At 34.1% G+C, this 18,598-nt stretch carries 17 protein-coding genes; 12 read left to right on the top strand and 5 right to left on the bottom strand.

From position 1 onward, the window contains the following. Nucleotides 1-29: 29 nt before the first annotated feature. A complete protein-coding gene (locus tag ASD98_RS14030) occupies nucleotides 30-398 on the bottom strand; it encodes a helix-turn-helix domain-containing protein (RefSeq protein ID WP_056205721.1) in 369 nt (122 codons plus the stop codon). A gap of 142 nt (nucleotides 399-540) precedes the next feature. Between ASD98_RS14030 and ASD98_RS14025 the strand changes: the two genes are divergently transcribed. The 7 genes from ASD98_RS14025 to ASD98_RS13995 all read left to right on the top strand — a co-directional run bounded on the left by ASD98_RS14025 (nucleotide 541) and on the right by ASD98_RS13995 (nucleotide 9,529). Beyond that, nucleotides 541-1,518, top strand: a complete 978-nt coding sequence (locus ASD98_RS14025) for a Gfo/Idh/MocA family protein (protein WP_056205720.1) — start codon at nucleotides 541-543, stop codon at nucleotides 1,516-1,518. A 374-nt stretch (nucleotides 1,519-1,892) separates the two neighbouring features. After that, nucleotides 1,893-3,611: an alpha-keto acid decarboxylase family protein gene (locus ASD98_RS14020; RefSeq protein WP_056206499.1), complete on the top strand. Its 1,719-nt coding sequence runs from the start codon at nucleotides 1,893-1,895 to the stop codon at nucleotides 3,609-3,611. Nucleotides 3,612-3,642: 31 nt separating this feature from the next. Next, a complete protein-coding gene (locus tag ASD98_RS14015) occupies nucleotides 3,643-5,637 on the top strand; it encodes a hypothetical protein (protein WP_056206497.1) in 1,995 nt (664 codons plus the stop codon). Between the two features lie 20 nt (nucleotides 5,638-5,657). Next, complete coding sequence (locus ASD98_RS14010; protein ID WP_056205719.1) at nucleotides 5,658-7,172, top strand: ferritin-like domain-containing protein; 1,515 nt, start codon at nucleotides 5,658-5,660, stop codon at nucleotides 7,170-7,172. Between the two features lie 16 nt (nucleotides 7,173-7,188). Continuing rightward, nucleotides 7,189-7,776, top strand: coding sequence for a hypothetical protein (locus ASD98_RS14005; RefSeq protein WP_128414845.1), 588 nt, complete (start codon nucleotides 7,189-7,191; stop codon nucleotides 7,774-7,776). Then, entirely contained in the window at nucleotides 7,766-8,680 is a 915-nt protein-coding gene (locus tag ASD98_RS14000) for a DUF692 domain-containing protein (RefSeq protein ID WP_056205717.1), read from the top strand. The genes ASD98_RS14005 and ASD98_RS14000 overlap by 11 nt, the downstream gene beginning before the upstream one ends. A 9-nt stretch (nucleotides 8,681-8,689) precedes the next feature. Beyond that, on the top strand, nucleotides 8,690-9,529 hold the full coding sequence (locus ASD98_RS13995; RefSeq protein ID WP_056205716.1) for a DNA-binding domain-containing protein: 840 nt from the start codon (nucleotides 8,690-8,692) through the stop codon (nucleotides 9,527-9,529). A gap of 91 nt (nucleotides 9,530-9,620) precedes the next feature. Here the strand turns inward: ASD98_RS13995 and ASD98_RS13990 are convergent, their stop codons facing one another. Next, a complete protein-coding gene (locus ASD98_RS13990) occupies nucleotides 9,621-10,415 on the bottom strand; it encodes an alpha/beta hydrolase (RefSeq protein ID WP_056206496.1) in 795 nt (264 codons plus the stop codon). Between the two features lie 468 nt (nucleotides 10,416-10,883). Here ASD98_RS13990 and ASD98_RS13985 point away from each other — a divergent pair, with 468 nt between their 5' ends. Beyond that, nucleotides 10,884-12,020: an AraC family transcriptional regulator gene (locus tag ASD98_RS13985; RefSeq protein ID WP_082577860.1), complete on the top strand. Its 1,137-nt coding sequence runs from the start codon at nucleotides 10,884-10,886 to the stop codon at nucleotides 12,018-12,020. A gap of 68 nt (nucleotides 12,021-12,088) precedes the next feature. Next, nucleotides 12,089-13,147, top strand: coding sequence for a hypothetical protein (locus ASD98_RS13980; RefSeq protein WP_056205714.1), 1,059 nt, complete (start codon nucleotides 12,089-12,091; stop codon nucleotides 13,145-13,147). A gap of 14 nt (nucleotides 13,148-13,161) precedes the next feature. On the opposite strand, the gene ilvN is transcribed toward ASD98_RS13980, so the two are convergent. The 3 genes from ilvN to ASD98_RS13965 all read right to left on the bottom strand — a co-directional run bounded on the left by ilvN (nucleotide 13,162) and on the right by ASD98_RS13965 (nucleotide 15,926). After that, a complete protein-coding gene (gene ilvN, locus ASD98_RS13975; RefSeq protein WP_056205713.1) occupies nucleotides 13,162-13,659 on the bottom strand; it encodes an acetolactate synthase small subunit in 498 nt (165 codons plus the stop codon). A gap of 399 nt (nucleotides 13,660-14,058) precedes the next feature. Next, the gene (locus ASD98_RS13970) at nucleotides 14,059-14,826 is read right to left on the bottom strand and encodes a LytTR family DNA-binding domain-containing protein (RefSeq protein WP_056205712.1); all 768 of its coding nucleotides are present in this window, start codon (nucleotides 14,824-14,826) and stop codon (nucleotides 14,059-14,061) included. Beyond that, entirely contained in the window at nucleotides 14,823-15,926 is a 1,104-nt protein-coding gene (locus ASD98_RS13965; protein WP_128414844.1) for a sensor histidine kinase, read from the bottom strand. Before ASD98_RS13965 ends, ASD98_RS13970 begins: the two co-directional genes overlap by 4 nt. A 290-nt stretch (nucleotides 15,927-16,216) precedes the next feature. Here ASD98_RS13965 and ASD98_RS13960 point away from each other — a divergent pair, with 290 nt between their 5' ends. From ASD98_RS13960 to ASD98_RS13950, 3 genes are all read left to right on the top strand, one after another. After that, complete coding sequence (locus ASD98_RS13960) at nucleotides 16,217-16,975, top strand: hypothetical protein (RefSeq protein WP_056205710.1); 759 nt, start codon at nucleotides 16,217-16,219, stop codon at nucleotides 16,973-16,975. 42 nt (nucleotides 16,976-17,017) lie between these two features. Then, nucleotides 17,018-17,584 (top strand): porin family protein, encoded by a 567-nt coding sequence (locus tag ASD98_RS13955; RefSeq protein WP_056205709.1) that lies wholly within the window; start codon nucleotides 17,018-17,020, stop codon nucleotides 17,582-17,584. A 317-nt stretch (nucleotides 17,585-17,901) separates the two neighbouring features. Next, a complete protein-coding gene (locus tag ASD98_RS13950) occupies nucleotides 17,902-18,516 on the top strand; it encodes a pyridoxamine 5'-phosphate oxidase family protein (protein WP_056205708.1) in 615 nt (204 codons plus the stop codon). Nucleotides 18,517-18,598: the final 82 nt, after the last annotated feature.

The following is an 18,598-nucleotide window of genomic DNA, read 5'->3' as shown; positions in this document are numbered from 1 at the left end:
GTAAAATTTTTAATAAGCAAAATTGCCTATTAACTGCGGTGTTTTAAAAAACAGCCAAAATTTCTCAAAGCAATAATAACAGGAATAATGCCTTTGCCGTTTTCGGTGAGGCTGTATTCCACTTTTGGAGGTACAACTGGATATACAGTTCTGTACACTAATCCATCATTTTCAAGATCCTTAAGCTGATTGCTGAGTACTTTTTCTGAAATAGATCCCAATTCTTTTCTTAATTCTGTATAGCGTTTAATAGGTTGTAATGACAATCTATAGAGAATGAGTATTTTCCATTTACCACTGATGCTTTTGTTCGCAAGTTCAACATGGCAGGAAAAAAAGCTGTCACCATCGGTGTAGTTTTCCGGACTGGTATTTTTTTCTAATTTTTTTTCGTCCATAACGATCTAATTTTCTACAAATCTAACCAATATGTTCATAGCTAACCAAATGGTTAGTACTTTTCTGCGTGAAAATCAGCACTTACATTTGTCTAAATAATCCGGCTTAATACTTTAAAAAAGTCGATAAAATTTAGAAAATATGCTAAGAATAGGAATTATGAGTACTGCAAATATTGCACGCTCCTTTACAGAAGCTTTAAAAGGTTCTTCAGAAATAAAAATTACAGCAATTGCAAGCCGATCTTTAGAAAATGCAATAGCATTTGCAAAAGAATTTGATATTGAAAAATCATATTCTTCTTATCAGGATCTTTTGGATGATCCTGATTTAGATGCCGTATACATACCACTTCCAAATTCGATGCATGCAGAATGGGTTATCAAAGCTGCAAAGGCAAAAAAACATGTTTTATGTGAAAAACCAATTGCTTTAACCATCGAAGATGTAAAGGAAATGTACGAAGCGGCAATGTTCAATAATGTATTCCTGATGGAAGGATATCCGTATAAGTTTCAAACACAGACCATTTTACTGTTGAAAATGATTCAGGGAGGGGAGATTGGTGAAGTATCACAAATCTATGCTGATTTTGGATTTACGGTTGATGATGCTGAAAATAACATACGTTTAAAACCCGAGCTTGGAGGAGGCGTAATGTGGGATGCAGGCGCTTATCCTGTAAGTATGATTCGTGCGATTACAGGCGAAAAAGCTAATGAAATAATGGCTTTCGGTAAGTTAAATGATGAGCAGCTTGACATTTCTGTTTCTGCAATGCTGCGATTTAAAAGCAAAATAACGGCACAATTAAACTGCAATTTCAATGCCGCACCACATCGTAATATCCGCGTAATTGGTTCAAAAGGAATAATTACCTGCGGATATAACAATAATACAAAACCAAATACAGCCTTTGTAGAAATCAAAAAGGGTTTAGATTGGAACTATGAGTTAGAAAAGATCGAAGTTGATTTTGGAAGCGGTTTTCGTTTTGAAGCAGAAGCTTTTGCAAATCACATTAAAAACTATAATAAAAAGGAACAGATTTTAATGATGAATGAATCTGTAGATAACATATCAACTATTTTGGATATTTTGAAGATTATTAAAAAGTGATAATTTTTCTAATCCATGAATCAAAAATAAATACTAAACTTTTCCATAAAAACCCGCTGCTATAGCGGGTTTTATATTTTATATCATTTTAAAAGATTTCTGTTTTGCTTGTTGACTACCGCGCTGAATTATTACTTAAATAAAGCATGTTTAAATAAAAGTAATATCCCAAAATGCATCGAAATAATCTTATGCTTTTATTTCGACCTCTCATGGATAAAAATCCCGTACTCATGCCTTTTTTTTAATTTGAACTATGGCGACACATTAATTTTATTACAGAAATGAGATAATATGCACACGCCAATGTACCTCAAAATCACTTTTCTAAACCAGACATAACTAAATTGAAAAGAACCAAAACACATAACAAAATGAAACCTACAAAAGAATTTACGGTCGCAGATTATCTGCTTACCCGACTCAAACAATTAAATGTTACCGAGGTTTTTCAAATTCCGGGCGACTATGTAAAACATTTTACACAAGCTCTGGAATACTTTGATGGAATTGAAACCATTGGAACTTCAAACGAATTAGACGCTTCTTATGCGGCAGATGCCTACGCACGTACCAGAGGTTTAGCTGCCGTATCTCTACAATATGGAGTAAGTACTTTCAGTGCATTAAATGCTATTGCAGGAGCTTATGTAGAACGCAGTCCTGTTGTTGTAATTAGTGCCACACCCGGAGCCGATGCACGACAAATTGGGAGTATGTACAATGTACTTTACCATCATTCTACCGGTAATCTCAACGCAGATCAGGAAGTTTATGAAAGGGTAACTGTTGCTGCCGAGACCCTGAGCACTTCTGCAGGTGCACCTGAAAAAATCGATAAATTACTTATCGCAGCACTTACACATCAAAGACCAGTGTACATAGCATGTTATAAAGAGGTCTGGGGCGAACCTTGCCCTAAACCTTCCAATAAAAAACTGGAGCCTGAAATAATAAAAAGTGAAGCAGCGGCACTTGAAAATGCTGTTTCTCAAGCTTGGAGCCAAATTAGTCAGGCAAAAACACCTCTAATTTTTGCAGGTGTAGAGCTTTTGCGACACAAACTAACAAAGCAATTAGAAGAACTTATAAAAGCAAGCGGGATGTTGTACACTACAACTTCACTTGGAAAAACGGTTCTGGATGAGAAAGGCGATAAATTCATCGGCACCTATTCTGATCAGGCCTCAATACCCGAAGTTATAAAATTAGTCGAAGCTTCAGACTGTATTTTATCCTTAGGAACTATTATTACCGATGATTATTTATGGCTGGTAGAAAATAAATTTTCGGATATGATTCAGATAACTACTCAGGAAACAAGAGTTGGTTATTTTACCTATTCTAATGTAACTTTAAAAGACTTTATCGAAGCCTTAACAGAACGTTTCAAAAAAGCTTCAGGATACCCTTTAAAAGCAATAGCTCCGGCTCAGCCAAAATTTCCCGAGCCATGGCGATCAAACTCAGATCCTAAATACGATCTAACTCCCGAAGTAATTACGTTTAACCGCTTTTTTGAGCATGCAACATCATTTCTGCAAAAGCAAAAAATGCTGGACGATATTGTAATGACTTTCGGTGTAAGTTCATCAATGTATGTGGCTACGAATATTTACGGATTATCTCAAAACGCTTATATTTCTTCGGCTGCCTGGCAGTGTATTGGTTTTGAAACCGGTGCGGCTTCAGGTGCTCAGTTGGGAAGCGGTAAACAGGCATGGACTGTAGCCGGTGACGGTGGTTTTATGATGTTGGCACAATCACTTTCGACTCTTGTAAAATACAACATCAACTCCGTAATCTTCGTGATGAGCAATGGAGTATATGCTATAGAGCAGGTATATGTAGACATGGACTCGTTTAAAGCTGGTCCGAATCATAAGTTTGACGAATTTGATATTCTTCCAAAATGGGACTATCAGGCACTTGCCAAAGCATTTGGAGCAAACAGCTACCGTGCTGAAACTGTTTCAGAGTTAGATGAAGTACTTCTAAAACTTAAGAAAAAAACAAATCTTCCAACCCTGGTAGAAATTGTAATTCCTCAAAAAGATCTGGCACAGCAAATGGCAAGACTGGGAAATGAATAAAACGACTAAAAAATTTAAAAAACATACTATTATGAGCAAGAAAACATACTCTATTTTTGGAGCAGGTGCAGCGGGACTCTATACGGCATGGAGATTACTTGATGGAAAATCTAAACTCGCCAAAAACGAAAAAATGCTCGTTAAGGGCGATGTATTAGAACTCTATGACTGGGGTAAATACGATTTTTCTAAAAAAAATCCAGGAACCAGAGAACCAGGTGCACGTGTTTGTACATGGCATTATAAAGATGACAAAGACAATTCGTACCTTGAATTAGGAGGTATGAGATATTTATATTGGGATGGCACTCCTGAAGGTCCGGGACATCGTTTAGTGACTAAAACCATAGAAGAATTGGATTTAAAGAAAGATTCAGTTCCGTTTAATGAATCAGCAGATCCTTTAATGTCTTTGCGTTCTAAAAACATGTATATCTCAGATATCAATTCTAATCAGCCAGCTCCATATTTCGCAAACAATTACGCTCAGGATGCTCCGCCAGATGATGGTTTTACAACGATACAATCTGTAGCAATTACTCAAACATCCGGGCCAACTACCCGAAGAGAATGGTGCAAATTTTATGAAGAAGGAAGGATCAATATTGACATGCCTGATAGTTCGATCTACCAAAAAGGAGATTTGCTAAAGGAAATTGGATATTGGAACCTGGGTTATGATATGCTTGGACAAGATGGGTTTAGTTATTTATCCGATGGAAATGGCTATAGTTCAAACGTAGTAAACAGTAATAGCGCCCAGTCTTTTAATGTCAATGATGAGTTTCTTCCGGGAACGGAATATAAAACTTTAATAAAAGGATATTCCAGTTTATTTGACAGCTTATTTGAAGAAGTTGAAAAATTGGCAAAACAAAAAGGGATTACTCTGAATTATTATCCAAATGTTAGGCTGCGTTCTATTTTGCACACCAAATCTGGAGTGAATTTTACAACTGCAACACGCAAAGATCCAGATACACTTGCAGAAAGAAAAAAATGTGATGCCGCATTTCTGGCTATGCCAAGAGCTGCAATTGACTTAGTGGCGCAGGCAAGCAGATACAGTGATGATGAAGGAACGGATGTATTAAATCATGAAAAAGTACAGTTGTATTTAGAGTCTGTATTGATGGAACCTTCATACAAAATAGGTATGTTTTTCGATACACCTTGGTGGAGAACTACCGAAGCCGGAAGCCCAACTTATCCTGCAAAACTTACAAGTTATTTCCTGACACAAGAAGGAATTGAGAAATTAAGAAAAGAGGGTTTTCCTTCTAACTATCTTAAAAAAATAGAATCGGCTAAAAATCCGCTTATTATTTCTAATTCTTTTAACGATAAGTTAAGCTTTATAACTGCTGTAGAAAATACAATTGAAGAACGTTTGACTTTTAAACAAGAAAAACAAATTTCGACTGTAGCCGAATTAGATACTATTGGACCAAGTATTACAGATATGCCTATTCGCCAAGTAGTTTATTTTGGCGATAATGCAAGAGACGGAAAAGGGAAAAAAGTATACGGTATTTTGGCCAGTTATGATGATATTCTATACGCAACATTCTGGAAAGCTTTAGAACTTGGACCAGGTACAACACGTGAAATTCCTGAATCAAGAGATGTACAGCCGCTTGAAGGGCCTAGAGAAGCCACTCCGGTAATGGTAAAAATGCTTCGTTCACAATTAGCATCATTGCATTTTGGACCGCAGGCTGATTATTCGTATGTGCCAGAACCTTTGGAAACAAAATATATGGACTGGTCACTTCCGCCATTTAATGCAGGATATCATGCCTATAAATCACACTATGATTTAGGCGATGTACAAAGAAAAATTAGAAAACCTTCACAGCTTGTTCCAAATACAGACTGCGAAATTTTTATCGTAGGAGAAACATATTCAAACGATCAGGCTTGGGTAGAAGGTGCATTTTGTACTGCCGAATCCGTTCTGAATGATTTTTTCGGTATCGAACCTATTATTGACGAAAAATACTATCCATTTATCAGTCCGGAGTAATCTATTTTAACCAAAAACAAATGAAAAACAAAAAACTTTTTACCTTTTCTACTTCGGTAACAAAAGAGAATATCAAAGAAGTAATGCAACAGGCAATTGCGTTGGAGCTTGCTACTATTCCCACCTATTTATCGACTTATTATTCGATAAACAGGGCACAGGATCAGGATAAACTGTACGCAAAAATTCACGCACAGCTTTCTCAATCCGGTGAACGCACCGCTGCCGAAATCAACGAACTGGCGCAAGAACTAAAACTCGATATATTAGTTTATTCGAATAAATCGGCTGCTTTAATTATGAGTGTTGTTATCGAAGAAATGCTGCATCTGGCACTTTCATGCAATGTGAAACAAGCAGTTTGTCAAACGGCACCGGATCTGATGGGAATTGGAAAAGTATTATCTTTTCCAACACAATTAGACGGGCATATTCCTGAATTTCAAATTGATGCAGCAAAATTGTCATTGAAGCAATTGACTACATTTTTGCAAATTGAAAGCCCTGAGCCGTTTAAAGATCCTTATGCAAATGAACAATTGCTGAATACGGTTGAATATCATACAATCGGACTTTTATATAAAATGATTATCGAATGTATAAAAGAGGATTTTCCAGGGCCTTATGAATATAGGCCGCAATTGCTTCCACCAGATAACCCAAATCGTCCGAGACCGTATTATTCTCAAAATTCAATGAATACGGTACATTATGACAGAGAGCACAATCCTCAATTTGCCAATACAGATGATAGTGAAGGACTGGTAGGCGTACACGATGCTCACTCGGCAATTGAAGCTATAGAGCGCATCATTGATCAGGGAGAAGGAAAAAGTAAATACAAGCAGCATACCTTAATTTGGGGTGAAAATAAAATGCCGGTACCAATGGATATTGTCGACGGTAAGGTAGTTTTTTGGGAAGGAGATTATGATGATTCTGGAAAAGAACCCGCTCATTTTGCCAAATTTCTCGAAGTCTATACTTTTGGCGGACATTATCAGCAAAAATTTCGCAACATTCAGGGACTGGATGATTTTTTCAGCTATTTTGTATATGATACAGATGCAAATCCCAAAACAGCCGATTACACAGCTTCAGGTAATCAGGCATTGGCACTATGTTCAGAATTAGGGAATGCAGTTTTCGCTTATATTCTTTTAATGATTGAAGCCTGTTACCATAAAGACGAAAGTACACAATACGATTTATTCATTTTTGGTATTCATAAATCAATGATCTGGCTTTTGAGTGGTGTTGGAAACCAAATCAATCAATACACTTATACTAAAGGGCATCAGGCATATAAAGGAGCTCTGACATTTGAACCTTTTTCGTTTGAGCAAAGTTTTTTAAGACCAAAAGCACAAATCATGAATCTGGTAGATCAATTGGCCAAAGCCGATCCTAAAAATTGGGGCTGGGCAATTAAAAGCGAAAATTATTTTCCGTCTTTACCAGACGTAGGATTGGATTATAGCATTGAAGCTGATATTCCTAAAGTACCAAGTACACCTTATAGACATAATCATTAATATAAAAATATACAACATGTCAGAATTAGTAACCAAAGAGCTTCATGTATGCATGGGGCTTAATTCATGCAAAAATGCGGGATATTCAGGAAATAATGATTGTGCAGGTAAAGGCGATTGTTCAACAGCAGTTGGTCATCCCTGCCACACCTTAAATGCTTGTAAAGGGCAGGGAGGCTGTGGGATTTTTGGAACTACAGAAGAACTTTGCCATCCCGGTGAAAATGATTGTCGTTATCAGGGCAGCTGCGGTGTGCCTATTTTATCTTCTCGTTTTATGGCACAAGGTCCTAATAAAGGGCTTAGTGTTTGGCAATTAGCAAGAATACGTTTTGAAGAAAAAAGAAAAGAAAACGGAGAATCTTTTGGAGAAGCTCCGCAGCAATATGGTCCAAGCGATGAATACGTAAACTCAATTCGCGGCACCTCAGGTGTAGATTATTCTTCTTGCGGACAAAGCGGTTCAAGATCTTGTTCCTACATCAACAACCCTGCTGAAAGAAAAATTGCGGCAGAGCAAAGAGTTTTGAAAATGGAAGAAGAAAGCGCTAAAAAATTACCAGAGAGTCTTTCAAATTGTCAACCCAAAAATAATGGACACTAGGCTTGGATTACCCAATTTAGGATTGGGCTTAGGACTCAGAAGCCAGCACTTTGAGCATATTTTGGAAAAGAACCCTGCCGTAGATTGGTTTGAGGTAATTTCTGAGAATTTTATGGATTCACACGGACGTCCGAGATATATTTTACAACAAATAGCAGAAAAATATCCCGTGGTAATGCACGGGGTATCACTTTCTATAGGCAGCACTGATCCTCTAAATTTTGATTACCTGAAGAGTTTAAAACAACTGGCAAGTGAAGTCAAGCCAGCCTGGATTAGCGATCATTTGTGCTGGACAGGAGTTTTAACGACCAATTCGCACGATTTGCTTCCGCTTCCGTTAAATGAAGATTCATTAAAACATGTTTGTAACCGAATCAGACAAGTTCAGGATTATTTAGAACGACCGCTGATTGTAGAAAACCCAAGTACATACGCATCCTTCAATAATTCGACACTTCCGGAATGGGATTTTTTACGAATCATGACCGAAGAAACAGGCTGTGGATTACTTTTAGATGTAAATAACGTATATGTTTCTTCTTTTAATAATGATTTTGACCCTGTAGCATACATCAACGGAATTCCTCATGATAAAGTAGTACAAATGCATTTGGCGGGCCATCAAAATTGCGGTAATTATATTATAGATACGCACGATAGGGAAGTAACCAGTCAGGTTTGGAAATTATTTCAACAGGCTTATCAATTGGCTAATCAGGCATCAATTTTATTGGAATGGGATGGAAACATTCCTGCTTTTGAGGTGTACCATTCTGAATTGCTTAAATCAAAGCAATATATGGATGCAACATTTGTAGGAGTTGAAAAAGAAGTTTTTTCTATTGATAAAGAACAGGTTTCAAACCCATTGAATCTATTTGCTGTGAACAAATTTTTATAGACTCCAAAGATGCAGAAAACGGTAAAAATACCATTAAAAGACTTTCAGCAGTGGATGCAGCAACTGTTGCTGGATCCTTACCAGCAAACAGGAGTGAACCCTAGTGATTTACTTTTGAATGGAGAAAATGCAGCTTCAATTGAAGATGTAATTTGTCATTCAGAAAAACTTACTGCCCAGGAACATTTAGCCATTTACCAACGGAGTTATATTGCACGATTGCGAAATTGCATGTCACAACAATTTAGTGCTTTAGAATATGCTTTAGGCGAAGCTATTTTTTGCGCTTTCGCCGATGATTATCTGGCTTCAAGACCTTCTTATAATTATAATTTATCTTTTTTGGGAGCTCATTTTGCAGACTATCTGGAAAATAACAGACCCGATGCCAATGACGATGTGAAAGAAGATTGGATTGATTTTATGATTGAACTCGCCCGATTTGAATATGCCATTGGAGTTCTTTTTGATGAAAAAGCGGAAGAAAATTACCAATTAGCCACAATCGATACACCTGAAAATGTACTAAAATTGGTGCCTGTATTTGCCTTATTTAAATTCCAATTTCCTGTTCGAAGGTACTATTATGAATTCAAAAATGACAAGAATCCCAACCTGCCTCTTCAAAACGAAAGTTATTGCGTGGTTTTACGACACAAATTTAAATTAGCAATTTATGATCTGCACAAAGAGCAATATGATTTTTTATGTTTTTTGAAAGAGGATAAAGATATTGCTGTAGCAAAAGAATCGTTTAAAATTCATTATAAAGAAAATGATGTTCAATTTGAACAAGTGTGGAACAGTTGGAAAGAGCGTTGGATAAACGCTAATTTTTTTAGAGTTTAATAAAATAACAAAAGCCTGACTGCAAAGTCAGGCTTTTTCTATAAAAATCCATTTGTAATTTGGAATTTCAAATATTGGAATTTCAAATTTATTATTTTTTAGTTGCCGCTATCACCACTTTAGCAACTGCTTCCGGCTGAGACATAAATACTACGTGGCTTCCTTTTACTTCAGTAACTTTAGTATTAGAACGTTTGTACATAGCACGCTGAATAGAAGGATCGATACTTTTATCATTTGTTGCCACAACTGCAAAGGCTGGTTTATCTCTCCATGCAGCTTTTGTAATTGGAGTTGCAAAACCTTTAGCATAAAATGCTCCTTGAGATGCATACATAAAATCAGCTTCTTCTTTGCTGATATCAGCACAAAAACCTGCATGATATTTAGCCTGATCATAATAAACAATTCCTTTTTCATCTGGTGCTAACACACCATTTTCTGGAGCAGGAGGTGCAGATTGTATCCATTGTAAGGCAGATTCACCATTATCAGGCTGAAAAGCAGCTACATAAACCAAAGCAGCAACTTTTGGGTGATTTCCAGCTTGTGTAATAACAGCTCCGCCCCAAGAATGCCCTACCAAAACTGTTGGCCCGTCTTGTTTGTCTAAAACTACATTTGTTGCCGCTACATCATCTTCAAGAGAACTTAACGGATTTTGTACAATAGTAACATGATATCCTTTTTTAGTAAGAACCTCATAAAGGGCTTTCCACCCAGAACCATCGGCAAAAGCGCCGTGTACCAATACAACGTTTTTAATTTGTGCTGCGTTTGCCGCTGTTTGAGCGTTAGAATTTACTGATGCAAATAAGAAACTAAAAATTAATGCTGCGAACATGAAATAACGATTCAATTGTTCTTTTAAAGATGTTGTTTTCATTTTTGTGGTTTTTAAATTGTTGTTATAAAGTTGATTAAGCAAAACTTATATTTTCAAATCAATTGTTTGATTTTGATGAGACAAATTTAAGGCAGGATGTTTTATAAATCAAATTAATAATTTTTAGTATTTATTAAATTAATTTATAATAATAGATTTTTATAAGGCAGATATTGGGCTGAAACTATAATATAGAGACAGCATTAATTTTTAATAATTTAAAAAGCGCAGGTGGAAAATAAAGAAAAGGGAGAAGTATTCTAATTGAGTTTTAAAAATTCAATTGGGAATTACACTTTTTCAATTGGGAATACACTTTAAAGATAAAAAATATTTTAATAGCCTTTACAGGAATATAACAGATAAAGCGGGCTATTTATGATTCATTATCAGTTTTTTGTGAAGGTGATTTGAACAAAATAAGATCTAAAATTTTACATTTGATGAGATAAATTAAAAATCAGTTAAATGCCGGAGATTATTCTTAACTCATTTTCAGTCGCGGTTTGCTTTCTAATAGGGATGTTAGCCATTTTTTATATCCCGTATAATAGAAAAGGGAATTTGTGGTTTGGTATTTTTCTTTTATCACTGGGATTTGCCTTGTTGAGCAAAATAGTATGGGAGGAAGAGCTGGATATAAAGTTTCCCTATATCATTCCAGTTTCTGAATTATCTCGTTTTGTTGTTGCTCCAAGCTTTTATTTAAGCATTTGGTACTACACACATTTGGGCAAAATAAAGTTTGGAAAAAAATGGATGCATTTTATACCAGCAATAGTATTTATTCTTGTGGTATCGCTGCCTTATTTTCTTTCACTAGGAAATATTTCTGATCTAATAGGACACCGCGCAAGCCATATACTTGGAGGTTTGATGGCGTCAGTATTCCCCGTTCAACTAATTATCTATTGGGCTTTGTCGTATCAATTATTAAAAAAACACAGAAGCAGTATATTGTTGTTTTCATCTCAAAAAAAAGAAAGAGATTTAAAATGGCTGTTAAGCATATTAGTTTGGATACTCTTTATGATTGTCCTGTCTATGATAATGAAAATAAAAGAAAATGACTTTCTTAATTCCGTTGGTACTTATTTGTATTTGATACTTACACTATTTATGGTTTATAGTCTTTTGAGACAAAAAGAAGTTTTCTTAACTAATAAAAACGAAAACATTGCACTTGAAAATATTATATATCCTAATCTTAGCTTTGAGACAGAAAAACCTATATCCCGATTGCAAGATGATGAGCTATTAAAATATAAATCAATTTTGAATGATCTTTTAGTACAAGAAGAAGTGTTTACAGATCCTGAGATTAATTTGGCTTCGCTTGCTGATAAAGTTGGAATTTCAATGAATAATTTGTCTTTTGTAATCAATAACAGTTACAATATGAATTTCTACGCATTAATTAATAACTACAGAGTAGAAAAAGTTAAAGACATGCTGGCAAAAAAACAATACAGTCATTTAACCATTTTGGGTATTGCTTATGAAGCAGGATTTACCTCAAAATCAACTTTTAATAATGCCTTTAAAAAAGAAACAGGACTTACTCCAAGTGAATACATGAAAATAAACACACCAAAAGAGGTTTGAATGGGTACATCAGGACGACTTAAGTTCTGATAAAATGTTTTTTTGCTGAGAATTTAAACAGCAAAATTATGTATTCAACATCTTTAAAAAACAAAATTTGGTTAGGTTTATGCTTTGGCTTAGTTGTCGGTGCAACCTTTTTACGATTATCTATTAAGTATTTTTCTCCCTGGATTCCTCCGCCTTTTTTAATTACTGCTACGATTCTTTTTTTAATTGCATCTTTGATTTTGCGTTTTGTGTGGCATTCTATGGAAAAACAAAATTCTATAAATGGCAGCGAATTAAAAACAAGACTTGAACATCGCATCATTTATGTCTTTTCATTAGATATGATTATGTTTGGTTTTCATAAAATTGAAGGACTTCAAATGATAGTGCCGCTAGGTATATTAGATACACCTTTTAGTAGTTTATCGGGTGAAACTCTACTATGGGCATTTTTCAAATATTCATATCCTTTTACTGTTTTCATTGCCTTATTGCAAATCTTAACTGCAGTACTTTTACTCTTTTCAAGAACAAGACTTTTCGGATTGATTCTGTCAGTACCTATGTTAGTTTTCATAAACTGTCTGGACATCTTTTATCAAATGCCGGCAGGTCCGTTGATTCATGGTATAATATTATTGTTGGGCGTGTTTTATTTTTTATCTCAGGATTCAAAAAGGTTAATCAATTTTATTTTTAAACCTTTAGAAGGCACTAAAAGTTTAAATATTTCCAATCATTATAAAAATATATACCGAATATCTCTATTTGTTTGGCCTCTGTTTTTTTATTTCATTTATGATTACCCCAATAAACATCCGCAATTAACTGGGAAATATCAGGTTCAAAATTTAAAAATAGATAATATTGCCCAGAAAGCAAAAAGTCCTAAAGACAGCGTATTGACAACCGTTTATATGGATCTCGACGATGAAATAGTTTTTGACTTTAATGATTGGAGGTACAGATATATTGGAACATACTTTCTGAACGAAAAAAACGATTCAATTACCATTCGCTGGCGATATCCTTCTGATAAATTAGATAATTTTAAAGGCAAATTGATAAGATCAAATAATCGGTTGATTTTAAATGGAAAAATGAATGGAGAAACACTTCAAATGGAATTGAAATAGTTAGTTTAATAAAACTATACCTGAAAAGCATCACTATTTAGAGTAACGGCAATTCTGGCACTTTTTATAAATTCGATCAATTCAAATTCCTTTAATTTGGCAGCCAGATTATTGATTTCGTCCTCTATTCCTGTTGACTCAAAAACCGTAAAATCTTTTTCGATAGTTATAAATCGGGTGTTATATTTTCTAAATAAATGATTCATTTCTTCGTTGAGAATACTTGAAGTCTTTACTTTAAATAATCCCATTTGTTTCCATACGATCTCGTCGTTTGTACTGTAGTAACATTTAAAAACCTCGATAATTTTTTCGATTTGAAGTGCTATGTTTCTAACAATTTCAAGAGTATCATTTATAACGAGAGTGCATCGGTACATTTTGTCAATTTCGCAAGTAGAGATATTGAGGCTTTCCAAACTGATTTTTCGTCGTGAAAGTATAATGGTTATTTTATTCAGTAATCCCATTTGATCTTCTGTGTAGGCGGTTAAAGTATATTCTTGTTTCATTGTAAAGTTTAATAGTATTTGAATTATTTGTAAGTAGAGTTTTTTAGAAATAAAAAAGCCTTTCTCATTTTGACAGAGAAAGGCTTTTATTATGCAATAGAATCCTGCCTCGTCATGGTAGACGAATAATGATAATTGTGCTGATAATAATTTGTACTGAATTCTTCATGTATATTTTAAATAAAAAAACCTCCCAAAATAGGGAGGTTTTAAATTGTATCTGTGTACTTTTTATATAACATCCCTGATCATTATCGAATGATAATAATGCTGCTAATAGAGATGTTAATTAAGTTTTTCATTTTCTGTTATGGATGAGCAACAAATGTATTGATTTTTATAAGACTACAAAAAGTTTTTTTTGAAATGAAAGTATTTGTTTTAAAGAAGGATGAGGTTTTAATAATCTAACCACAGTTTTAATAATGAAGCTTTTGTTCTGCTCACAATTACAGCTTCGTCTTTGTTGTGTTTTATCTTGAGCTGCAATTTGCCGTTAAAATAATTATTTACTTTTTCAATTGAGTTTATATGAATGATATACTGCCTGTTTGCTCTGAAAAAACTTTTTGGGTTTAATTCTTGTTCAAGAGCTTCCAGCGTATGCGGTACGACAACTTCTTCACCATTAAATAAATAAGCATAATTAATATTCAGGTTAGAATAAAAACAAGCAATATCCTCTGCATCGATTTTTCTGTAACCGTCCCTGTAAGGAATAAGAAAGCGATTTCTGTATTCTTTTGGCTGTATATAAGCAAGAAGTTCTTCAATTTGTGAATTTGGATTGACAGGCTGTTTTAAAGAATTTTCTAATTTTATTATAGCAGTTTCAAGTTCGTTTTTTTCAATAGGTTTAAGAAGATAATCAACACTATTGTATTTAAAAGCTTTAATCGCATATTCATCATAAGCTGTTGTAAATATAATAGGGCAGGTGAGATTTGCCAGATTAAAAATTTCAAAGCTGAGCCCGTCTGCTAATTGTACATCCATAAGGATAAGATCTGGAATTTGGTTTTCAGACAGCCAGGAAACGGTTTTTTTAACGCTCGACAAAACACCTACAATTTCTGCATCGGGTCTTATTTTGACAATCAAACGTTTAATTCTTTCCGAGTTCAGTTTTTCATCCTCAAGGATCAATATTTTTTTTATAGTATTCATTTGATAAGCGGTACTTTAATTGTAAAAGTCTCTGCATTTTCTTCTATAGAAACTTTTCGATCACTTAATAAAGCATAACGATTTACAATGTTTTTTAATCCAATTCCGGTAGAATAGGCTTTTTTTATGAGTGGTAAAATCGTATTCGATATCACTAATTCATCATTGTCATTGGAATAAATCCTGACAAGCAGTGGATTTTCTTCTTCCGTGCGATTATGTTTCAAGGCATTTTCAATAAAAAGTTGCAGCGTAATAGGTGGAATCTGCATACTCAGTTTCGATTTGTCAATGTCAATATGAAAACTACAGCCATCGCCCATACGGTTTTGAATAAGAAAAAGATAAGCATCGAGAAAATGCAGCTCTTCCTGTAAAGAAACCAATTTCTTTTTAGAGTTAACCAGCAGATAACGATAGACTTTAGCAAAATTCTCGGTGAAGTCATATCCTAACTGCTGATCCTTGAGTATTAACTCCGAAAGTACACTAAGGTTATTAAAAACAAAATGCGGATCCAGCTGTAATTTGAGTGCCTGAAGTTCTATCTCGGCCGCTATTTGTTTATTCTCGGCTGCTTTTACTTTATATTCGGCTGCTTTTAAAGTCGCGTTCTTCCAGTTTTTCAGTAAAAAATCACCCGTATTGAGGGCACTTATCATTAAAGCCCATAATACGATTGAAATAATGGTATATACAGCTTCTCGTACACCTACGTTAATTGGCTGTATAACAATTAAATAATCTCCGTAGATATAATAAATTATGCTTAAAACAGTAGTAACCAACAATGCTCCAATGGTTTGAAATATGATTTGAATTATCAGGCGCGTTATAGGACGAACCATCCATGATATTTTCTTGTTTAAAACCCTGTCAATAAAAAGGCTGGTGATCAATATTGTAACACCAAAAAGTATATTAGTTGCGATATCTATCAGCATCAAGTGTGCTGGAAGGTTAAAATATTCCTTCCAGTAAGAAAATGGAAATATGATGAATAGGGTAGAGTAAGAGCCTAAAAATAAAAATGTAATCAGGAGCAGACTCTTTAAGTAGCTCTTTTTTACAGGATCAGTTATTTCGTCGGTGTGATTCACAAGATTCGTTTTTGGCAGGACATCAAAAGTTTGTTAGATTCCTTTTTGAGTTTGCAAATAAAAGGATTTTTAAATAAAACTACAGAACTTTTTAAATGCTTATGTTTTATTTATCATTCGTAAATGTACTGTATATAAAGGGTTTCGTAAAAATAAACAACCCCATTTCAGTTCAATATCCCAAATTGACGATTCACCTGACAGATTTGCCGTTTCACTTAATAAATTTCCTGAAAGAGATATACCAGCAATATTTTTGCGCCATAATTATAACAATTAATATAACAAAAATGAAAAAAACAATGGTAATGACAAAGGAAGATTTCAGTACTACAAAATCTAATTTCCGATTGCAAAATTATAAGAGTAATGGATTAATTCTTTTTTTTCTGGTACTGTTTACTTCTGCGGTTTCTGCACAAAAATCAAAAATAGTAGATGTCTTTTTTAAATACGGAATTAACTCTAGTATTCTTGATCCTCAAAAAATAAAACGACCTGATAATTTTGCTTTCGGTTTTAAACAAACCATAATAACAAGCGCAAAGGAAACAGAAACAATTGCCAAATTTGACCCTTCTAATTCTGGAGCAGAGCAATGGAATGTTGTTTCTATTGATGGAAAATCACCATCTAAATCAGAGGTAAATTCTTTTAGAAAAAATCAAAATAAAGCTTCTGCAGCAACCCCGACAGATGATGCAAGTTATAAAATTGAAAAAGAAACGCCAGATCAATTGGTGATTAGTTATAAAGTCGATCCAGATTCTCTTACGAAAGAAAATGCTTTTGTAAAAGACTGCCGATTTTATATGACCATCAATCTTAAAACTAAAAAACTGGAACAAATACAGACGCTTAACGAAAAGCCTGTAAAAGTTAATATTCTTACTGCCGATAAATTTGATATTGTCTTAAAATACAAATGGAATGAAGAGGCAAAACAATTTTTTCCTGTAAATGAAAATCTTATTATGGAAGCTAAATTCCTAGGGCAGCCAACTAACATACAAACCATTACAGAATACTCCAATTACGTAAAAAAATAGTATTACGAAATATCATTATTTCAAATTAAAATAAGTTAAGAAATGAAAAAAATTATTGCAGCCACAGCCTTATTCATGTCCATATTTGGTTACAGCCAGGTTCATCTTGGTGTTAAGGGAGGAGTAAACATGAATAAGTTGGATGGCAAAAACTTTGACAGTGATTTTGAATTGGGTTATCAGCTGGGTGGTTTTGTGTATTACAATTTTACTGATTTTGTAGGTGTTCAGGGAGAAGTAGTATTCAATCAGACCAATACTAAAATCACGGATAATTATAAAGATATTTTTAAAGATGCTTTCAAAAAAGATAAAACACTTAATTATGTAAGCGTGCCGGTATTACTTCGTTTAAACAGTGAAGGATTAATTACTTTTATGGCTGGTCCTCAGTTCAGTTTTTTGGCCAGCGGTAATCAAAGTGTTTTAGATAATAGTAAAAAACTTTTCAAAAAAACGGACTTTGCTTTTGTTGCCGGAGCTGAAATCAATATAAGACCCATTACTATTTATGGAAGATATATCTGGGGATTTTCAGATGTAAGTAATTTTGGTGAAAAAGCGAACAGCCAGCAAATTCAGGCAGGATTGTCTCTTCGTTTGTTTTAAGATGATGAACTCCTGGAAAATAATAAAAGGACTGCTGATTACATTAGTAATACTCATTATCTCGTTATTTATACTAATTAGTACAACAATCACTTTTATTTTGAAAGCGAGAATAGAACTAAATGAAAAGATAAATAGCAGCTTAGGCGTTAAAAATGATGATTTGGTTCGCTAGAAATAGCGAACCTTTTTCGTTTTCTACATTAATAATAATTATCCATCATAATGTAAAAATTGTCCATTTCATATTAATATCTAATAGTAGAACTTTGTAATTATTTGCAAGAATAGATTAAGAACAATTTAAATTTTCTATTATGAATTACGGACAATTAGCTTTTACAGAGACTATTAAAAAAATGCAGGAAGAAGCGGGAAGCAGAAGCGCTTATGATCGTATGGAAAAAATGTCGGTTGTAGACGGATTGACAGAAAACGAGATTAGGTTTATAAGTGAGAGAGATAGTTTTTATATGGCCAGTTTTGGAGAAAATGAATATCCATACATTCAGCATCGTGGCGGACCAGCCGGATTTATAAAAGTGATCGACAATAAAAAAATTGGGATTGTTGATTTTTCAGGTAACCGACAATATATTTCTACAGGTAATATTTCTAAGAATGAAAAAGTAGCACTAATTATGATTTCATATCCGCAAAGAGCCAGATTAAAACTCTATGCAAATGCGAAAATTGTTGATTTAGAAGAGAACAAAGAACTTTTTGATCTTTTAAAACCAGCAGATTATAAGTTCCGTCCGGAGCGAATGATGATTTTTGAAATTCAGGCTTACGACTGGAACTGTCCGCAGCATATTACGCCGCGTTATACAACTGAAGAAATTGAGCAGGCATTATTGCCTCAGAAAAAATATATTTCTGATTTGGAAAATAAGGTAAAAGAACTTGAATTGGAATTATCCAAAAAATAAAATTTAACTATAAAAGACTGTCGCAAATGATAAAGTCTTTCTAATGCAAAGATTATAAATGATGCGTATATTTGGAATTATA

It is taken from the genome of Flavobacterium sp. Root186 (genome assembly GCF_001428525.1).
In the GTDB taxonomy this organism is placed as follows: Bacteria; Bacteroidota; Bacteroidia; order Flavobacteriales; family Flavobacteriaceae; genus Flavobacterium.
The sequence above is the reverse complement of the archived record's forward strand: the minus strand, read 5'-3'. Positions and strand labels throughout refer to the sequence as shown.